The 16492-nt window shown below is 53.8% G+C and carries 18 protein-coding genes; 11 read left to right on the forward strand and 7 right to left on the reverse strand.

The genetic code is table 11. The features are described 5' to 3' along the window. Positions 1-12 precede the first annotated feature (12 nt). From degS to zapG, 3 genes are all read right to left on the reverse strand, one after another. The gene (gene degS / locus ACLJPE_RS21170) at positions 13-1083 is read right to left on the reverse strand and encodes an outer membrane-stress sensor serine endopeptidase DegS (protein ID WP_000497705.1); all 1071 of its coding nucleotides are present in this window, start codon (positions 1081-1083) and stop codon (positions 13-15) included. Positions 1084-1175: 92 nt separating this feature from the next. Beyond that, the gene (gene degQ, locus ACLJPE_RS21175; RefSeq protein WP_023208355.1) at positions 1176-2543 is read right to left on the reverse strand and encodes a serine endoprotease DegQ; all 1368 of its coding nucleotides are present in this window, start codon (positions 2541-2543) and stop codon (positions 1176-1178) included. Positions 2544-2699: 156 nt separating this feature from the next. Then, positions 2700-3098: a Z-ring associated protein ZapG gene (gene zapG / locus ACLJPE_RS21180; RefSeq protein WP_001519074.1), complete on the reverse strand. Its 399-nt coding sequence runs from the start codon at positions 3096-3098 to the stop codon at positions 2700-2702. A gap of 192 nt (positions 3099-3290) precedes the next feature. Between zapG and zapE the strand changes: the two genes are divergently transcribed. From zapE to rpsI, 3 genes are all read left to right on the forward strand, one after another. Beyond that, complete coding sequence (zapE, locus tag ACLJPE_RS21185; protein WP_031602201.1) at positions 3291-4415, forward strand: cell division protein ZapE; 1125 nt, start codon at positions 3291-3293, stop codon at positions 4413-4415. A gap of 301 nt (positions 4416-4716) precedes the next feature. Then, positions 4717-5145, forward strand: a complete 429-nt coding sequence (rplM, locus tag ACLJPE_RS21190) for a 50S ribosomal protein L13 (RefSeq protein WP_000847559.1) — start codon at positions 4717-4719, stop codon at positions 5143-5145. A gap of 15 nt (positions 5146-5160) precedes the next feature. Continuing rightward, complete coding sequence (gene rpsI, locus ACLJPE_RS21195) at positions 5161-5553, forward strand: 30S ribosomal protein S9 (RefSeq protein WP_000829815.1); 393 nt, start codon at positions 5161-5163, stop codon at positions 5551-5553. 26 nt (positions 5554-5579) lie between these two features. Here rpsI and ACLJPE_RS21200 read toward each other — a convergent pair whose 3' ends face one another. After that, complete coding sequence (locus ACLJPE_RS21200) at positions 5580-5753, reverse strand: hypothetical protein (protein ID WP_001518027.1); 174 nt, start codon at positions 5751-5753, stop codon at positions 5580-5582. A 114-nt stretch (positions 5754-5867) separates the two neighbouring features. On the opposite strand from ACLJPE_RS21200, the gene sspA reads away from it, so the two are divergent. The 8 genes from sspA to nanQ all read left to right on the forward strand — a co-directional run bounded on the left by sspA (position 5868) and on the right by nanQ (position 12617). After that, complete coding sequence (gene sspA, locus ACLJPE_RS21205) at positions 5868-6506, forward strand: stringent starvation protein SspA (RefSeq protein WP_000257298.1); 639 nt, start codon at positions 5868-5870, stop codon at positions 6504-6506. Positions 6507-6511: 5 nt separating this feature from the next. Beyond that, entirely contained in the window at positions 6512-7012 is a 501-nt protein-coding gene (gene sspB / locus ACLJPE_RS21210; RefSeq protein WP_039514255.1) for a ClpXP protease specificity-enhancing factor, read from the forward strand. A 108-nt stretch (positions 7013-7120) separates the two neighbouring features. Then, positions 7121-7912, forward strand: a complete 792-nt coding sequence (gene nanR / locus ACLJPE_RS21215) for a transcriptional regulator NanR (RefSeq protein WP_000382926.1) — start codon at positions 7121-7123, stop codon at positions 7910-7912. 134 nt (positions 7913-8046) lie between these two features. Then, a complete protein-coding gene (gene nanA / locus ACLJPE_RS21220; protein WP_031602202.1) occupies positions 8047-8940 on the forward strand; it encodes an N-acetylneuraminate lyase in 894 nt (297 codons plus the stop codon). Positions 8941-9055: 115 nt separating this feature from the next. Beyond that, on the forward strand, positions 9056-10546 hold the full coding sequence (gene nanT, locus ACLJPE_RS21225; protein WP_000108071.1) for a sialic acid transporter NanT: 1491 nt from the start codon (positions 9056-9058) through the stop codon (positions 10544-10546). 45 nt (positions 10547-10591) lie between these two features. Next, positions 10592-11281, forward strand: a complete 690-nt coding sequence (locus ACLJPE_RS21230; RefSeq protein WP_000054449.1) for an N-acetylmannosamine-6-phosphate 2-epimerase — start codon at positions 10592-10594, stop codon at positions 11279-11281. Next, entirely contained in the window at positions 11278-12153 is an 876-nt protein-coding gene (nanK, locus tag ACLJPE_RS21235) for an N-acetylmannosamine kinase (RefSeq protein ID WP_000208968.1), read from the forward strand. The genes ACLJPE_RS21230 and nanK overlap by 4 nt, the downstream gene beginning before the upstream one ends. Continuing rightward, complete coding sequence (nanQ, locus tag ACLJPE_RS21240) at positions 12150-12617, forward strand: N-acetylneuraminate anomerase (protein ID WP_000979901.1); 468 nt, start codon at positions 12150-12152, stop codon at positions 12615-12617. The genes nanK and nanQ overlap by 4 nt, the downstream gene beginning before the upstream one ends. Positions 12618-12698: 81 nt before the next feature. On the opposite strand, the gene ACLJPE_RS21245 is transcribed toward nanQ, so the two are convergent. The 3 genes from ACLJPE_RS21245 to ACLJPE_RS21255 all read right to left on the reverse strand — a co-directional run bounded on the left by ACLJPE_RS21245 (position 12699) and on the right by ACLJPE_RS21255 (position 16438). Further along, positions 12699-13979 (reverse strand): cytosine deaminase, encoded by a 1281-nt coding sequence (locus tag ACLJPE_RS21245; RefSeq protein ID WP_001180677.1) that lies wholly within the window; start codon positions 13977-13979, stop codon positions 12699-12701. Continuing rightward, positions 13966-15219, reverse strand: coding sequence for a cytosine permease (gene codB, locus ACLJPE_RS21250; protein ID WP_001542969.1), 1254 nt, complete (start codon positions 15217-15219; stop codon positions 13966-13968). The genes ACLJPE_RS21245 and codB overlap by 14 nt, the downstream gene beginning before the upstream one ends. Positions 15220-15334: 115 nt before the next feature. After that, complete coding sequence (locus tag ACLJPE_RS21255) at positions 15335-16438, reverse strand: YhcG family protein (RefSeq protein ID WP_000184316.1); 1104 nt, start codon at positions 16436-16438, stop codon at positions 15335-15337. Between the last annotated feature and the right edge of the window lie 54 nt (positions 16439-16492).

Genomic DNA, 16492 nt, shown 5'->3' on the forward strand with positions numbered 1-16492 from the left:
AGCCGCGTCGTTTTAGTTCGACGCCGGGTATTCCTGCACCGTCACCTGGAACGTGAGCTGCTTATCATCCCGCATTACCACGACCGGAATGACGGAGCCCGGACGGATTTCCGCCACCTGATCCATCGTTTCCAGTGCGGACACAGCGGGTTTATTATTGACCGAAATAATCAAATCATTAACCTGAATACCGGCAAGCGCGGCGGGGCCGTTTGGCGTCACTTCATTAACGACAATGCCCTGAATCGGGTCCATGCCGCTACCCTGCTGCGCGTGCAGCGGCGCGATTTCTCGTCCGCCAATACCGATATAGCCGCGAATCACGCGACCGTCGCGGATAAGCTTATCCATAATTTTCGTGGCTAGCTGGAAGGGAATCGCAAAACCAAGGCCTTCCGGCGTTTCGCCATCGTTACTCTTATCAAAAGAGAGGGTGTTGATCCCCATCAGTTCGCCTAACGAGTTGACCAGCGCGCCGCCGGAATTACCGTGGTTAATCGAGGCGTCGGTCTGGAGAAAATTCTGTCGCCCCGTCGGGTTCAGGCCGATACGACCCGTTGCGCTGATGATCCCCTGGGTGATGGTCTGTCCCAGATTATATGGGTTGCCGATAGCCAGTACGACGTCGCCAATATGCGGTGTACGCTTTGTATTAATCGGGATGGTAGGCAGCCCGCCAGTGGCGTTGATCTTCAGCACCGCCAGATCGGTAAGCGAATCGGAGCCAACCAGTAGCGCTTCAAAGACGCGGCCATCCTGTAGCGCGACGATAATCTGATCGGCATCGTTAATCACGTGCTTGTTGGTAATAATATAACCGCGTTGATCCATGATCACGCCGGAACCCAGCGTGCGGATCTCCAGTTGATTATGCGCGGTACTGTTCATACTGCGGTTATAGACATTGACGACGGCAGGCGCGGCGCGGCGAACCGCAAAATTATAACTGGCTGGCGTCTCATCGGTACTGTCGAATTGCGGGACGGCGATAGGATTAATTTTGCGCAAAGAAGGCATGACGGCCAACAGAATAGCGCCGACAATTAAACCTATTGCGACCGAACGTAAGAGCTTCACAAACATGATGGAGGCGTCGTTAAAAAAGGGAACGGCAGCAGCATACCATGAGTTAACCGGACATCACATCGCAGGCTGATGCCCGGTTTAAGACAGGATTAGCGCAGCAATAGATAAATGTTCTCGTTGCCGCGTACTACCTGAAGAGCAATGATGGACGGTTTTGCCGCCATCACTTTGCGCATTTCGGCGATAGAACTGATACGATCGCGGTTAACGCCGATGATAACATCATCTTTTTGCAAACCGGCCTGCGCGGCAGGACTGCTTTTTTCGACGCTATCAACCTTAACGCCTTTCGTCCCGTCTTTCAGCTGGCCGTCACTCAACGTCGCGCCTTGCAACGCCGGGGCGATCATTTCGGCGCTGGCGGAAGAAGAGGTATTGGAATCCAGCGTGACTTCCACCTCCAGCGGCTTACCATCGCGCAGCAGGCCCAGCTTCACTTTCGTGCCCGGTTCGGTGGTGGCGATACGTGAACGCAGTTCGGCAAAGCTATTCAGCGGCTTACCGTTAAGACTGATAATCACGTCTCCGGATTTCACCCCGGCCTTCGCCGAACCTGAATTGGGTAAAACCTCGCTGACAAAAGCGCCACGCTGAACGTTCAGTTTGAATGCCTTGGCGATATCAGCGGTCATTTCAGTGCCTTTAATTCCCAGCAATCCGCGTTTGATTTCGCCGAACTGAATCAACTGCTGCGCCAGCGTCTGCGCCATATTGGAAGGAATAGCAAAGCCAATGCCGATACTCCCGCCACCTGGCGCGAGGATCGCGGTATTAATCCCGATCAGCTCGCCGTTCAGGTTAAGCAGCGCGCCGCCGGAGTTGCCGCGGTTAATAGAGGCATCGGTTTGAATAAAGTTCTCAAGCCCTTCCAGATTAAGCCCGCTGCGTCCCAGCGCTGAAATAATCCCGGAGGTGGCGGTTTGCCCAAGACCAAACGGATTACCGACCGCTACGGCGAAATCGCCGACGCGGAGTTTGTCGGAATCGGCGATGGTAATTTGCGTTAACTTGCTGGGATTCTGAATTTGTAACAGAGCGATATCGCTCTGGTCGTCGCCGCCGATCAGCTTCGCGTCGAATTCGCGTCCGTCATTCAGTTGAATGCTGATCTTTTGTGCCTGATTAATCACATGATTATTGGTTAATACATAGCCTTTCGCGGCATCGATAATCACCCCCGAACCGAGTCCTTCAAACGGCTGGGACGGCTGGTCTGGCAGATCCTCGCCAAAGAATTTTTTAAACTCCTCCGGCACTTTTTGGCTCTGGGCGGCGGTTCCCTCGACTTTTACGCTGACGACAGCAGGCAGCACTTTCTCCAGCATAGGGGCAAGGCTTGGCAGCGTCGCCTGGCCTGGCACCTGGCCTGGTATCGATGCAAGGGCTGGAAACGGCGCCGAAAGAGTTAACCCGACACTTAACGCTAATGCACTTAACAGCTGGGTGTGTTTTTTCATGGATGCTGCTCTCGTACCTTGGATGAACGGATAGACAATTCAAAACAGATTGATGTTATTGAATTTTCAGCCTGGTAACAATGATAATAGCTGGGACAGGAAAGATAGAGAGAGGGCGCAAGCGATGCGCCCGATAAATTTCTTAACGGCGTGCGATTAATCGCGCTTTGCGCCGCTACGTAACAGGCCAGACGCGCCTTCAGAATAATCACGTGGCATTTGTACTGGCGCCTGATCGTTGCTCGCCTCAGACTCCGCCAGACGGTTACGGAACGGATTCGACTCCGCAGACATTTCCGGCAGCAGGCTGCTGGAGCTTTTCGCCATATGCTGATACAGCTGGCGGTAATCATGCGCCATGGTATCCAGCAGTTCCGCGCTGCGGGCAAAGTGGCTAACCAGCTCTTCACGGTACTCTTCCAGCTCAGCTTTGTTTTTTTCCAGTTCGTACTGCAATGCCTGCTGTTGACGTAACTTACGATTACCAAAACGCATGGCCACGGCACCAATGATGATACCGACGACTAATCCAATTAGCGCATATTCCCAGGTCATGAACATCTCCCGTTGTCTTATGTTTCCGTAGGGTGTTGGCTCCAGGCTCCATGCCCGCGCCTGATTATGCCACTATAACCGCTAATTCCGTAGAAGTGGAATCCCGACAGCATATCGCGTAGTGTAGAACGGCCTTTTTTTCGTCAGCCGTGAACGACGGCACATCGATTTTCAAGGAATAACAATAACATTATGCAAAGCCTTTCCCCTACATCGCGTTATCTCCAGGCACTCAACGAAGGCACCCATCAGCCTGACGACGTACAGAAAGAGGCGGTCGACCGTCTGGAAACCCTTTATCAAGCGCTCACCGCGAAAAAATCGTCGGCTACGCCACCCGGCGGACTGATAGCGCGACTGGGGAAATTATTAGGCAAAAACGAACCGGACGCGCAAATACCGGTTCGCGGGCTGTATATGTGGGGGGGCGTGGGGCGCGGCAAAACATGGCTCATGGATCTCTTCTACCACAGCCTGCCGGGCGAGCGAAAACTACGCCTGCATTTTCATCGGTTTATGCTGCGCGTGCATGAAGAACTTACTGCGCTACAGGGACAGATCGATCCGTTAGACATTATTGCCGATCGGTTTAAAACCGAGACGGACGTACTGTGTTTCGATGAGTTTTTCGTCACCGATATTACCGACGCCATGCTGCTGGGCGGTTTAATGAAGGCGCTGTTTGCACGCGGCATTACGCTGGTCGCGACCTCCAATATTCCGCCGGATGAACTCTACCGCAACGGTTTGCAACGCGCCCGCTTCCTGCCGGCTATCGATGCCATTAAACAGCACTGCGATATTATGAATGTGGACGCCGGCGTCGATTACCGACTGCGGACGCTGACGCAGGCCCATTTATGGCTAACGCCGCTTAATGATGAAACCCGGCGGCAAATGGATAAACTGTGGCTGGCGTTAGCAGGGGCCGCGCGCGCGCGCGCTCCGACGCTGGAAATCAATCATCGTCCTTTATCCACCCTGGGCGTTGAAAACCAAACGCTAGCGGTCTCTTTCGCTACGCTGTGCGTCGAGGCCCGCAGCCAGCATGATTACATTGCGCTCTCAAGGTTATTTCACACGGTTCTGCTGTTTGACGTGCCGGTCATGACGCCGCTGATGGAGAACGAAGCGCGCCGCTTTATTGCGCTGGTGGATGAGTTTTACGAGCGCCACGTTAAGTTGGTGGTCAGCGCCGCCGCGCCGTTATATGAGATTTATCAGGGGGAGCGGCTCAAGTTTGAATTTCAGCGCTGTCTGTCGCGCCTGCAAGAGATGCAGAGTGCGGAGTACCTCAAGCGGAAGCATATGCCGTAAGCCGGACAAGCGCAGCGCCCCGGCATTGTGCGGTATTATATCTGTGCAACCTCCCCGACCGAGGGGGAACCAGGCCTGAACAAAACCCGCGGCAAATCGCAAAAAGGGGTCGATCTTTGACCTGGACTTCTCTATAATCCTGCGACCCCACGTTACAAGAGAGTTTTTTCCCAAACTTTCTCTGTGCCGGCCAAACATATCCGAGGGGGTAGGTTTACCGGACTTTGTCGTGTGAACCTCAACTATTTAAAACGTTTGGGTGTTCACCAACGTGTAACTTATTTATTTGGGTAAGCTTTTAATGAAAACTTTTACAGCTAAACCAGAAACCGTAAAACGCGACTGGTATGTTGTTGACGCGACCGGTAAAACTCTGGGCCGTCTGGCTACTGAACTGGCTCGTCGCCTGCGCGGTAAGCACAAAGCGGAATACACTCCGCACGTAGATACCGGTGATTACATCATCGTTCTGAACGCTGACAAAGTTGCTGTAACCGGCAACAAGCGTACTGACAAAGTGTACTATCACCACACCGGCCACATCGGTGGTATCAAACAAGCGACCTTTGAAGAGATGATTGCCCGCCGTCCTGAGCGTGTGATTGAAATCGCGGTTAAAGGCATGCTGCCAAAAGGCCCGCTGGGTCGTGCTATGTTCCGTAAACTGAAAGTTTACGCGGGCAACGAGCACAACCACGCGGCACAGCAACCGCAAGTTCTTGACATCTAATCGGGATTATAGGCAATGGCTGAAAATCAATACTACGGCACTGGTCGCCGCAAAAGTTCCGCAGCTCGCGTTTTCATCAAACCGGGCAACGGTAAAATCGTTATCAACCAACGTTCTCTGGAACAGTACTTCGGTCGTGAAACTGCCCGCATGGTAGTTCGTCAGCCGCTGGAACTGGTCGACATGGTTGAGAAACTGGATCTGTACATCACTGTTAAAGGTGGTGGTATCTCTGGTCAGGCTGGTGCGATCCGTCACGGTATCACCCGCGCTCTGATGGAGTACGACGAGTCCCTGCGTGGCGAACTGCGTAAAGCTGGCTTCGTTACTCGTGACGCTCGTCAGGTTGAACGTAAGAAAGTCGGCCTGCGTAAAGCACGTCGTCGTCCGCAGTTCTCCAAACGTTAATGGGTTTCTGCTTCGGCAGACAACTGTTAGCGAAAAAACCCGCTTCGGCGGGTTTTTTTATGGGCAATGCATTTATCTGTCACAATGAAATGCGGATTGTTGTCTCTTTTTCCCCAATTCCAGAATCGACTCACCACAAAGGTCACAAAATCTGGTAAACTATCATCCAATTTTCTGCCCAAATAGCGGGGAATGTTCATTTTTTGTCTCGTTTCTGAGCAATGATGGCTTTTTTCGCCCTGGGTGACATAACATCTGGCTGGTCACATTGTGGCTGGTAGCAGTAAAAATTCTGAATATACCTGGAGGTTTTCATGGCTGTCGCTGCCAACAAACGTTCGGTAATGACGCTGTTTTCTGGTCCTACTGACATCTATAGCCATCAGGTCCGCATTGTGTTGGCTGAAAAGGGTGTTAGTTTTGAGATCGAACATGTGGAAAAGGACAATCCACCTCAGGATCTGATTGACCTCAACCCGAATCAAAGCGTTCCGACACTGGTGGATCGTGAGCTGACCCTGTGGGAATCTCGCATCATTATGGAATATCTGGATGAGCGTTTCCCTCATCCGCCGCTGATGCCGGTTTATCCGGTCGCGCGCGGTGAAAGCCGTCTGTACATGCACCGTATTGAAAAAGACTGGTATACGCTGATGAACGTCATCGTAAACGGGTCTGCTTCCGAGGCCGACTCTGCGCGTAAACAACTGCGTGAAGAGCTGCTGGCGATTGCGCCGGTATTTGGTCAGAAACCGTATTTCCTGAGCGACGAATTCAGCCTGGTTGATTGCTACCTGGCGCCTCTCCTGTGGCGTTTACCGCAGTTGGGTATTGAATTCAGTGGCGCAGGGGCGAAAGAGCTGAAAGGCTATATGACCCGCGTCTTTGAACGTGATTCTTTCCTGGCTTCTTTAACCGAAGCTGAACGTGAAATGCGCCTCGGTCGGGGTTAACCTGTATGGATTTGTCACAGTTGACGCCGCGTCGTCCCTATCTGTTGCGTGCTTTCTACGAGTGGTTGCTGGATAACCAGTTGACCCCGCATCTGGTGGTGGATGTGATGCTGCCTGGCGTGCATGTCCCTATGGAATATGCGCGCGATGGGCAAATCGTCCTCAATATTGCGCCGCGGGCGGTAGGTAATCTGGAGCTGTCTAATGATGAAGTGCGTTTTAATGCGCGCTTCGGCGGCGTTCCCCGTCAGGTTTCTGTGCCTTTGGCTGCGGTGCTGGCGATTTACGCCCGTGAAAACGGCGCAGGCACCATGTTTGAGCCTGAAGCCGCCTATGATGAAGACGTTGTCAGCTTAAATGGTGATGACAATACCGCAGGCGCGGAAAGCGAGACCGTGATGTCCGTCATTGATGGCGATAAGCCCGACCACGATGACGACAGTAGTCCTGATGACGAGCCGCCTCCGCCGCGTGGCGGACGTCCGGCGCTACGCGTAGTAAAATAATCAACAGGCCCGGAAGGGCCTGTTTTGTTTGGTCTCCTCGCGGGTTCACCCTGCTTTTGAAGCTGTGTTACGATAAGCTTGCTATTATTTGCCACCGACCACTCATGAATGGACGTTATGAACGCATTTGATTCGCAAGCAGAAGATTCACCGACATCCCTCGGGCGTAGTTTGCGCCGCCGTCCGCTGGCGCGTAAAAAACTGTCTGAAATGGTTGAGGAAGAGCTGGAGCAGATGATCCGCCGTCATGAGTTTGGCGAGGGAGAACAGCTACCGTCTGAACGTGAATTAATGGCCTTCTTCAATGTGGGACGTCCCTCTGTGCGTGAAGCGTTAGCTGCGCTGAAGCGTAAAGGCCTGGTGCAAATCAATAACGGCGAACGCGCCCGCGTCTCGCGCCCCTCTGCTGATACCATCATCAGCGAACTGTCGGGTATGGCGAAAGATTTTCTTACTCATCCTGGCGGCATCGCTCACTTTGAACAGCTACGGCTTTTCTTTGAATCCAGCCTGGTACGCTATGCGGCGGAACATGCCACCGACGAGCAGATCGCGTTGTTAACGAAAGCGCTGGAAATTAATAGCCAGTCGCTGGATGACAACGCGCTGTTTATTCGTTCGGATGTCGAGTTTCACCGGGTGCTGGCTGAAATTCCCGGCAATCCGATCTTTATGGCTATTCATGTTGCTCTGCTGGACTGGCTAATCGCCGCTCGCCCAAGCGTTCCCGATCGTGAGCTGCATGAACATAATAACGTGAGTTATCAACAGCATATTGTGATTGTTGATGCCATTCGCCAGCGAGATCCCGATAAAGCGGATCGCGCTCTGCAAACCCACCTCAATAGCGTTTCCGCTACCTGGCACGCGCTCGGTAAAAAAAGTCAAAAAATGCGGTAGCGATCGCACCTCCGATCCCGGTTTAGTGAAGCAGATCGCACTATAAGCGTTCTGTATTATTTGCTGCTTATTTAGTCTGGTATAACAGGTATAAAGGTAGGTAGTTAATATATTCATCATCCGTAGAGGTAGGTATGGCAAAAGCATTGCAAGGCGTAATGGCGGCGTTGTTGACCCCATTTGATCATCAGCAGCAACTGGATAGCGAAAGCCTGCGCCGTCTGGTGCGTTTTAACATCGGGCAGGGTATCGACGGGCTGTACGTTGGCGGTTCCACCGGGGAAGCATTCGTACAGAGCCTTGCTGAAAGAGAGCAGGTACTGGAGATTGTCGCCGAAGAGGCGAAGGGAAAAATCACGCTGATCGCCCATGTCGGGACGGTAAGCACCGCAGAAAGCCAGCAGCTTGCCAGCACCGCAAAGCGTTACGGTTTTGATGCGGTCTCTGCGGTGACGCCTTTTTATTACCCTTTCAGTTTTGAAGAGCACTGTGACCATTATCGGGCAATCATTGATTCCGCAGATGGATTGCCGATGGTGGTATACAACATTCCGGCGTTAAGCGGTGTAAAACTTACCCTCGATCAGATCAATACGCTGGTGACATTACCGGGCGTGAGCGCGCTGAAGCAAACCTCCGGCGATCTCTTCCAGATGGAGCAGATCCGCCGCGCGCATCCGGATCTGGTGCTGTACAACGGTTATGACGAAATCTTCGCTTCCGGCCTGCTGGCGGGCGCGGACGGCGGTATCGGCAGCACATACAACATTATGGGCTGGCGTTATCAGGGGATTGTGCAGGCATTACGTGAGGGCGATGTGGCGAAAGCGCAGCGTCTGCAAACCGAGTGCAATAAGGTTATTGATTTACTGATTAAAACCGGCGTATTCCGCGGCCTGAAAACGGTCCTGCATTATATGGACGTGGTATCGGTGCCGCTGTGTCGTAAACCGTTCGCGCCTGTTGATGAAAAATACCTGCCGGTGCTCAAGGCGCTGGCTCAACAACTGATGGAAGAAAAGGCGTAACAGCATAATGCCGGGGGCGCTACGCTTGCCCGGCCTACAACAGTGTGAGCGGTAGGCCGGATAAGGCGGAGCCGCCATTCGGCATAACGACAACAAAAATCGTCGGGAGAGTAAAATGAGTACTTCTACCCAGAACATCCCGTGGTATCGCCATCTCAACCGGGCGCAGTGGCGGGCATTTTCCGCTGCCTGGCTGGGATATCTGCTTGATGGTTTTGATTTTGTGTTGATTGCTCTTGTACTGACTGAGGTACAAAGCGAATTTGGGCTGACGACAGTACAGGCGGCAAGCCTGATTTCTGCGGCTTTTATCTCTCGCTGGTTCGGCGGGTTATTACTGGGCGCGATGGGCGATCGCTATGGGCGTCGTCTGGCGATGGTCAGCAGCATCATCCTGTTTTCAGTGGGAACCCTGGCCTGCGGGTTTGCGCCCGGTTACACCACCATGTTCATCGCCCGACTGGTGATTGGTATGGGCATGGCGGGCGAATATGGTTCCAGCGCGACCTATGTGATTGAAAGCTGGCCAAAACATTTACGCAATAAAGCCAGCGGTTTTCTGATTTCCGGCTTCTCCGTCGGTGCGGTCGTTGCCGCGCAGGTGTACAGCCTGGTGGTGCCTGTCTGGGGCTGGCGCGCGCTGTTTTTCATTGGCATCTTGCCAATTATCTTCGCCCTCTGGCTGCGGAAAAACATTCCGGAAGCGGAAGACTGGAAAGAGAAACACGCGGGTAAAGCGCCGGTACGCACGATGGTTGACATTCTTTATCGGGGCGAACATCGCATCATCAACATTTTAATGACCTTCGCCGCCGCTGCTGCGCTGTGGTTCTGCTTTGCCGGTAACCTACAAAATGCTGCGATTGTGGCGGGGCTGGGACTACTGTGCGCGGTTATCTTTATCAGTTTTATGGTGCAGAGCAGCGGTAAACGCTGGCCCACTGGCGTCATGCTGATGCTGGTGGTACTGTTTGCTTTCCTCTATTCCTGGCCGATTCAGGCGCTATTACCTACTTATCTGAAAACCGAGCTGGCCTACGATCCGCATACGGTGGCGAATGTCCTGTTCTTTAGCGGATTTGGCGCGGCGGTTGGTTGCTGCGTAGGCGGTTTTCTTGGCGACTGGCTGGGAACGCGTAAAGCCTATGTCTGTAGCCTGCTGGCCTCGCAAATCCTCATTATTCCGGTCTTTGCGATTGGCGGCACAAACGTCTGGGTTCTGGGTCTGCTACTGTTTTTCCAACAGATGTTGGGGCAGGGGATTGCCGGGATTCTGCCGAAACTGATCGGCGGTTACTTCGATACCGATCAGCGCGCGGCGGGGCTGGGCTTTACTTATAACGTCGGCGCGCTCGGCGGCGCGTTGGCGCCGATCCTGGGAGCGCTGATCGCTCAACGTCTGGATCTGGGTACTGCGCTGGCATCGCTCTCTTTCAGCCTGACGTTTGTCGTGATCCTGCTTATTGGGCTTGATATGCCGTCTCGCGTACAGCGTTGGCTACGTCCGGAAGCGTTACGCACCCACGATGCTATCGACGACAAACCGTTCAGCGGAGCCGTACCGCTTGGCAGTGGCAAAGGTGCCTTTGTAAAAACGAAAAGTTAATCCGCTTGCCCGGTTTTAAACCGGGCATATTTGTAAGGGAGTAGTATGTCGTTACTTGAACAACTGGATAAAAATATTGCCGCTTCTGGCGGCCTGATTGTCTCCTGCCAGCCCGTTCCGGGCAGTCCGCTGGATAAGCCGGAGATTGTAGCGGCAATGGCGTTGGCGGCGGAACAGGCGGGCGCGGTTGCGGTGCGTATTGAAGGCATAGACAACCTGCGTGTGGCCCGCTCGCTCGTTTCGGTACCCATTATCGGCATTATCAAACGCGACCTGGATGAGTCTCCAGTGCGCATTACCCCTTTTCTCGACGATGTAGATGCGCTGGCGCAGGCCGGCGCAAATATTATCGCCGTTGATGGAACCGCTCGGCAACGGCCGGTAGCCGTTGAGGCGTTGTTGACGCGCATTCATCACCACCATCTACTGGCGATGGCCGACTGCTCATCCGTGGACGATGGTCTCGCCTGTCAACGGTTGGGCGCGGACATTATCGGCACGACAATGTCCGGCTACACCACCCCCGATACGCCGGAGGAACCCGATCTGCCCTTAGTCAAAGCGTTGCATGACGCCGGATGCCGGGTAATAGCCGAAGGGCGCTATAACTCGCCAGCACTGGCGGCGGAGGCGATCCGTTATGGCGCATGGGCGGTGACGGTGGGGTCCGCCATTACCCGTCTGGAACATATCTGTGGATGGTATAACGACGCATTAAAAAAGGCGGCGTCATGACTACGTTAGCAATCGATATTGGCGGTACTAAACTTGCCGCCGCGCTCATCGACAAAAACTTGCGCATTAGCCAGCGTCGCGAGCTGCCGACCCCCGCAAGCAAAACGCCGGATGCGTTACGTGAAGCATTAAAGGCGCTGGTTGAACCACTACGGGCAGAGGCGCGTCAGGTAGCGATAGCTTCTACCGGGATCATTCAGGAAGGGATGCTGCTGGCGCTAAACCCCCATAATCTGGGCGGCTTGCTACACTTTCCGTTAGTACAAACACTGGAAACGATAGCAGGCCTGCCGACGCTGGCGGTGAACGACGCGCAGGCGGCGGCCTGGGCGGAGTATCACGCGCTCCCTGATGATATTCGCGATATGGTATTTATCACCGTTTCAACCGGCGTTGGCGGCGGCGTTGTCTGCGACGGCAAGCTCCTTACCGGAAAAGGCGGTCTGGCCGGGCACCTGGGACACACCCTGGCGGACCCACACGGGCCCGTATGCGGCTGTGGACGCGTTGGCTGCGTAGAGGCCATCGCCTCCGGACGAGGGATGGCCGCGGCGGCGCGGGACGATCTGGCGGGATGCGACGCCAAAACCCTATTTATTCGCGCTGGCGAAGGTCATCAGCAGGCGCAACATCTGGTAAGCCAATCCGCGCAGGTAATAGCGCGAATGATCGCCGATGTGAAAGCGATTACCGACTGCCAGTGTGTGGTCATTGGCGGCAGCGTAGGGTTAGCTGAGGGTTACCTGGAGCAGGTTCGCGCGTTTTTGATGCAAGAGCCTGCGCCTTATCACGTGGCGCTGAGCGCCGCTCGCTATCGGCATGACGCAGGATTATTAGGCGCTGCTTTGTTAGCTCAAGGAGACACATTATGATGATGGGGGAAGTACAGTCGTTGCCTTCTTGCGGGTTGCATCCGCGACTGCTGGATGCCTTGACTCTCGCGCTGGCGGCAAGGCCGCAGGAGAAAGCGCCGGGGCGCTATGAATTGCAGGGCGACAATATCTTTATGAATGTAATGCAGTTAACGACGCAAATGCCGGCCGAGAAGAAAGCGGAATTGCATGAACAATACATTGATATTCAGCTACTACTAACCGGCGTCGAGCGTATTGCGTTTGGGATGTCCGGTGCCGCTCGCCAGTGCGAGGAGATGCACGTTGAAGAGGATTACCAGCTTTGTAGTCAAATTGTCGACGAGCAGACTATTACGCTGCAAGCGGGGATGTTTGCTGTGTTTATGCCGGGAGAACCGCATAAACCGGGATGTGCAGTGGGTGAGCCGGATGACATCAAGAAAGTGGTAGTGAAAGTACGCGCCAGTCTGCTGGCGGCCTGAATCTCTTGCCGGAGCAGTCTTCCGAACGCAGCCCCTTACGGGCTGCGTGGTGAATGTGCCGGAGAGCGCGGGTATGACGGGTTAACGCTTAAACGTCACGGCTTCCGGCTGGGGCAGGTGCAGCGTCGTCTGGCTCGGCACCGTCTCGGCAATTACCCGCCCGTGGCGAATCGAGTAACGGGCAGGCGTCTGGCGACGTACCGCATCGAATCCATTCTCAGCGGGTAAGATAACCAGATTCGCGGCATTGCCGACGCTCAGACTGTAGTCCTGTAAATGCAGGGTTTTTGCGCTGTGGGTAGTGATCAGATTTAACCCATCGTTGATTTGCCCATACCCCATCAACTGGCAAACGTGTAACCCCATATGCAGCACCTGCAGCATATTTGCCGTGCCTAATGGATACCACGGATCGAAGACGTCATCATGGCCAAAGCAGACGTTGATCCCCGCTTCCAGCATCTCTTTCACTCGCGTGACGCCACGACGTTTCGGGTAAGTATCAAACCGCCCTTGCAGATGAATATTCACCAGCGGGTTGGCGACGAAGTTAATCCCCGACATTTTCAACAGGCGGAACAGGCGTGACGCATACGCGCCGTTGTACGAGTGCATAGCCGTGGTGTGGCTGGCGGTCACGCGCGACCCCATGCCATCACGATGCGCCAGCGCCGCGACCGTTTCGACAAAGCGAGACTGCTCGTCATCAATTTCGTCGCAGTGCACATCGATCAAGCGATCGTATTTCTGCGCCAGGGCGAAGGTTTTGTGCAGCGATTCAACGCCATATTCCCGCGTGAACTCAAAGTGCGGAATGGCGCCAATAACGTCAGCGCCCAAACGCACGGCTTCCTCTAACAGCGCTTCACCGTTGGGATAAGACAGAATACCTTCTTGCGGAAAGGCGACAATTTGCAGGTCTACCCACGGCGCAACCTCTTGCTTCACTTCCAGCATGGCTTTCAGCGCGGTGAGCGTAGGATCTGAAACGTCAACGTGAGTACGAACGTACTGGATGCCGTTAGCCATCTGCCATTTCAGGGTCTGCATCGCGCGCGCTTTCACATCTTCATGCGTGAGCATTGCTTTACGTTCTGCCCAGCGCTCAATCCCTTCAAACAGTGTGCCGGACTGGTTCCAGCTCGGTTCACCCGCCGTTTGCGTGGTATCCAGGTGGATATGTGGCTCAACAAACGGTGGAATAGCCAGACCGCCTTCGGCATCAAGCACTTCGCCCTGCGGTAACGATGCGGCTTCTTGAGGCTCAATCCGGCTAAAGCGCCCGTTTTCAATCGTAATCTGCCATAATCCTTCGTGTCCCTGCAGACGCGCCTGACGAATGGTGATGTTATTGTTCTGCATGGCTGACCTCTGGTGATTTAGCAAGGCTGCGGTTGAAAAGTGGATTCAGCAGGATATAGCTGAAGACGCCGCCGAGTACGGCGTTGACGGGCACAATACCAGGAACATAATGTCCGGCGGCGATGCCCAGCGCGACGGAAAGAATAGCAATCCAGTTAACGGGAATAAAGCGCACGGTGTTGAAGTCAGCATAGCGGCGGCGGTTCAACAGATAGTCGGCAATAATCACTCCGCCAATCGGTGGGATGGCAGATGACAGGAACGTCAGCCAGCCGACAAAATTATTATAAAGCCACAGCGCGCACACGGTACCGATAATCCCGTTCACCACCGACAGCGTGCGGCTGGAAAGACCGGTAATATTGGCGAAGCCCAGACCCGATGCGTACAGCGCGTTATCGTTGGTAGTCCAGATATTCAGGCCGAGCACCACAATCGCGGGCAGCAGCAGCCCCTGCGCTATCATCACGTCAGAGATATCCGCCTGACCGACGGCGGCAGCGCCTGCCGCGCCAAAGATAAACATCAGCGAGTTGCCGAGGAAAAAAGCGACCATCGCAATCAGTACGGCGCTTTTGGCATGACGCCCGAAGCGGACGAAGTCGGCGGTTAATGTACCGGCGCTGACAAACGAGCCCACCACCAGCGCCAGCGCGCTGGAAAAATCCAGCGGCGTCTGCGGCACTATCGTTTTTAAATGCTCCAGCCCACCCACGCCGCTGACCGCCAGCCAGACGGAGTAGCTGCCCAGAATCACGATCGCGGGTACGGCAATGATAGACAAAATGGTCAACGCCGAGATGCCGAAAAAAATGGTCAGGGTCATCAGCAGACCCGAAACGGCAATCAGAATATTGGCATCAATGCCCGTCGCTTTACTGACCGGAATAGCGAACATCGCTACGCCAACGCCAAACCAGCCTACCTGTGTGCCGCCAAGCAGCAAGGAGGGAAGCCATGAGCCTTTAACGCCAAAGGAGTAACGTGCAAGGAGGTGGGTGGAGAGTCCGGTTTTTGCGCCGATGTAACCAAGAAATGCAGTGTAGATACCGAGGAGGAGATTACCGAAGAGAACTGCGAGGAAGAAATCGTGATAGGTAAGACCGGTGCCGAGTGTCCCTCCGGTCCACATACTGGCGGAAAAAAACGTTAAACCCAACATGACAAACGTCAGTGGAATCACGCCCTTCCGCGCCGCCAGAGGGACGGGGCCCTGGCTATAATTGTTGTCCTGCGACACAACGCCTCCATGAATTTTGCCCAAAAAATCCGCCGCATAATATACAGTTCTCAGAATAAAGCAAACGTTTTCGTGTGATATTTTTTTGATAATCATTCATGACACTAATGGTTCGCTAGTTTTTCTCCGTTGTCCGTGAACCACCGCGAGTGAGTTGAGTTTCCAGCATGGTTTGCGAACGAATAAGTTCGTCTGTGAGTAATTTTTCGTCGGGCAACTGCACTTTGTACTCGCTCGCCATGATGGTGTTTGGCAGGCCAGTCAGCGCGTAATGCGCTTCCCCCGCGCCTTTCCCTGCGCACAAAACCAAGCCGACTGGCGGGTTTTCTCCAGGCATTGTCCAGTGCTCTTTGGCATAGTTCAGGTACATATTCATCTGCCCGGCATCCGCATAACCGAATTTGCCTACCTTCAGGTCAACGAGCAACAGGCAGCGCAAGCGACGATGGAAGAACAGCAGATCGACGCGGAACCAGCTATCGTCTATGCGTAGTCGGCGTTGACGGCCAACAAAAGCAAAATCGTCACCGAGCTCCAGCATAAAGTCCATCAGGTGGCTGAGCAGCGCGTCTTCGAGATCTGATTCGGAATACTCGTCCTTCAGGTTAAGAAATTCCAGAATGAACGGGTCGCGTATGGCTTGCTCCGGCAAAACGTTTGGCTCGGCGGGTGCAGGCTGCTGCAACATGGCGGATTTGTCGTGGGACAGTAGCGTTCGTTCGTAAAACTGCGTCGCGATTTGCCTGTCGAGCTGCCTAACTGACCAGCCGTTACGTAGCGTCTCTTTCTCGTAAAAAGTGCGGGCATTGGGATTTTTTACCGACAAGAGGCGGACATACGCCGACCAGGGGAGTGGGAAAGATTTAGCCAGTTGCGCCAAATGGAGAGATTCTCCAGACACTGTCTGGAGAATCTCAATTTTTTGAAAATAAAGATAAAACTTTTTAAATTGCCATAGATTACTGGCAGAAAAACCTCGTTTATATCTTTGGCTTAAATCCTGTGATAAACGATCAATTAGCTGTTCACCATAAGCAGCTCTGGCTTCACCGCCTTGTTCAAATTCAACAATGCGTCGACCCATTTCCCAATAGGTTGCTGTCATGATGGTGTTGATGCTGCGAACGGTTTGTGTCCGCGCTGTATCCAGCAGTTGAACAATTCCGTTATGAATTTGCTGATATTCATCAGACTGTGGCGCTAAAGTTGGATTCGTCATGTCATCCCTTACGTGATAGTTTCATTGTGAAATTAGAACGCTATCAATACGCTT

Source organism: Salmonella sp. SAL04196, assembly GCF_046550835.1.
GTDB classification, from domain to species: domain Bacteria; phylum Pseudomonadota; class Gammaproteobacteria; order Enterobacterales; family Enterobacteriaceae; genus Salmonella; species Salmonella enterica.

Bases quoted from the DNA above. Each gene is read 5' to 3' on its own strand.
- ACLJPE_RS21255 (WP_000184316.1), bottom strand. From the start codon at position 16,438: ATGACGAATCCAACTTTAGCGCCACAGTCTGATGAATATCAGCAAATT.
- zapE (WP_031602201.1), top strand. From the start codon at position 3,291: ATGCAAAGCCTTTCCCCTACATCGCGTTATCTCCAGGCACTCAACGAA.
- nanR (WP_000382926.1), top strand. From the start codon at position 7,121: ATGGACGTTATGAACGCATTTGATTCGCAAGCAGAAGATTCACCGACA.
- sspA (WP_000257298.1), top strand. From the start codon at position 5,868: ATGGCTGTCGCTGCCAACAAACGTTCGGTAATGACGCTGTTTTCTGGT.
- degQ (WP_023208355.1), bottom strand. From the start codon at position 2,543: ATGAAAAAACACACCCAGCTGTTAAGTGCATTAGCGTTAAGTGTCGGG.
- ACLJPE_RS21245 (WP_001180677.1), bottom strand. From the start codon at position 13,979: ATGCAGAACAATAACATCACCATTCGTCAGGCGCGTCTGCAGGGACAC.
- ACLJPE_RS21200 (WP_001518027.1), bottom strand. From the start codon at position 5,753: ATGAACATTCCCCGCTATTTGGGCAGAAAATTGGATGATAGTTTACCA.
- nanT (WP_000108071.1), top strand. From the start codon at position 9,056: ATGAGTACTTCTACCCAGAACATCCCGTGGTATCGCCATCTCAACCGG.
- degS (WP_000497705.1), bottom strand. From the start codon at position 1,083: ATGTTTGTGAAGCTCTTACGTTCGGTCGCAATAGGTTTAATTGTCGGC.
- rplM (WP_000847559.1), top strand. From the start codon at position 4,717: ATGAAAACTTTTACAGCTAAACCAGAAACCGTAAAACGCGACTGGTAT.
- nanQ (WP_000979901.1), top strand. From the start codon at position 12,150: ATGATGATGGGGGAAGTACAGTCGTTGCCTTCTTGCGGGTTGCATCCG.
- ACLJPE_RS21230 (WP_000054449.1), top strand. From the start codon at position 10,592: ATGTCGTTACTTGAACAACTGGATAAAAATATTGCCGCTTCTGGCGGC.
- nanK (WP_000208968.1), top strand. From the start codon at position 11,278: ATGACTACGTTAGCAATCGATATTGGCGGTACTAAACTTGCCGCCGCG.
- nanA (WP_031602202.1), top strand. From the start codon at position 8,047: ATGGCAAAAGCATTGCAAGGCGTAATGGCGGCGTTGTTGACCCCATTT.
- zapG (WP_001519074.1), bottom strand. From the start codon at position 3,098: ATGACCTGGGAATATGCGCTAATTGGATTAGTCGTCGGTATCATCATT.
- sspB (WP_039514255.1), top strand. From the start codon at position 6,512: ATGGATTTGTCACAGTTGACGCCGCGTCGTCCCTATCTGTTGCGTGCT.
- rpsI (WP_000829815.1), top strand. From the start codon at position 5,161: ATGGCTGAAAATCAATACTACGGCACTGGTCGCCGCAAAAGTTCCGCA.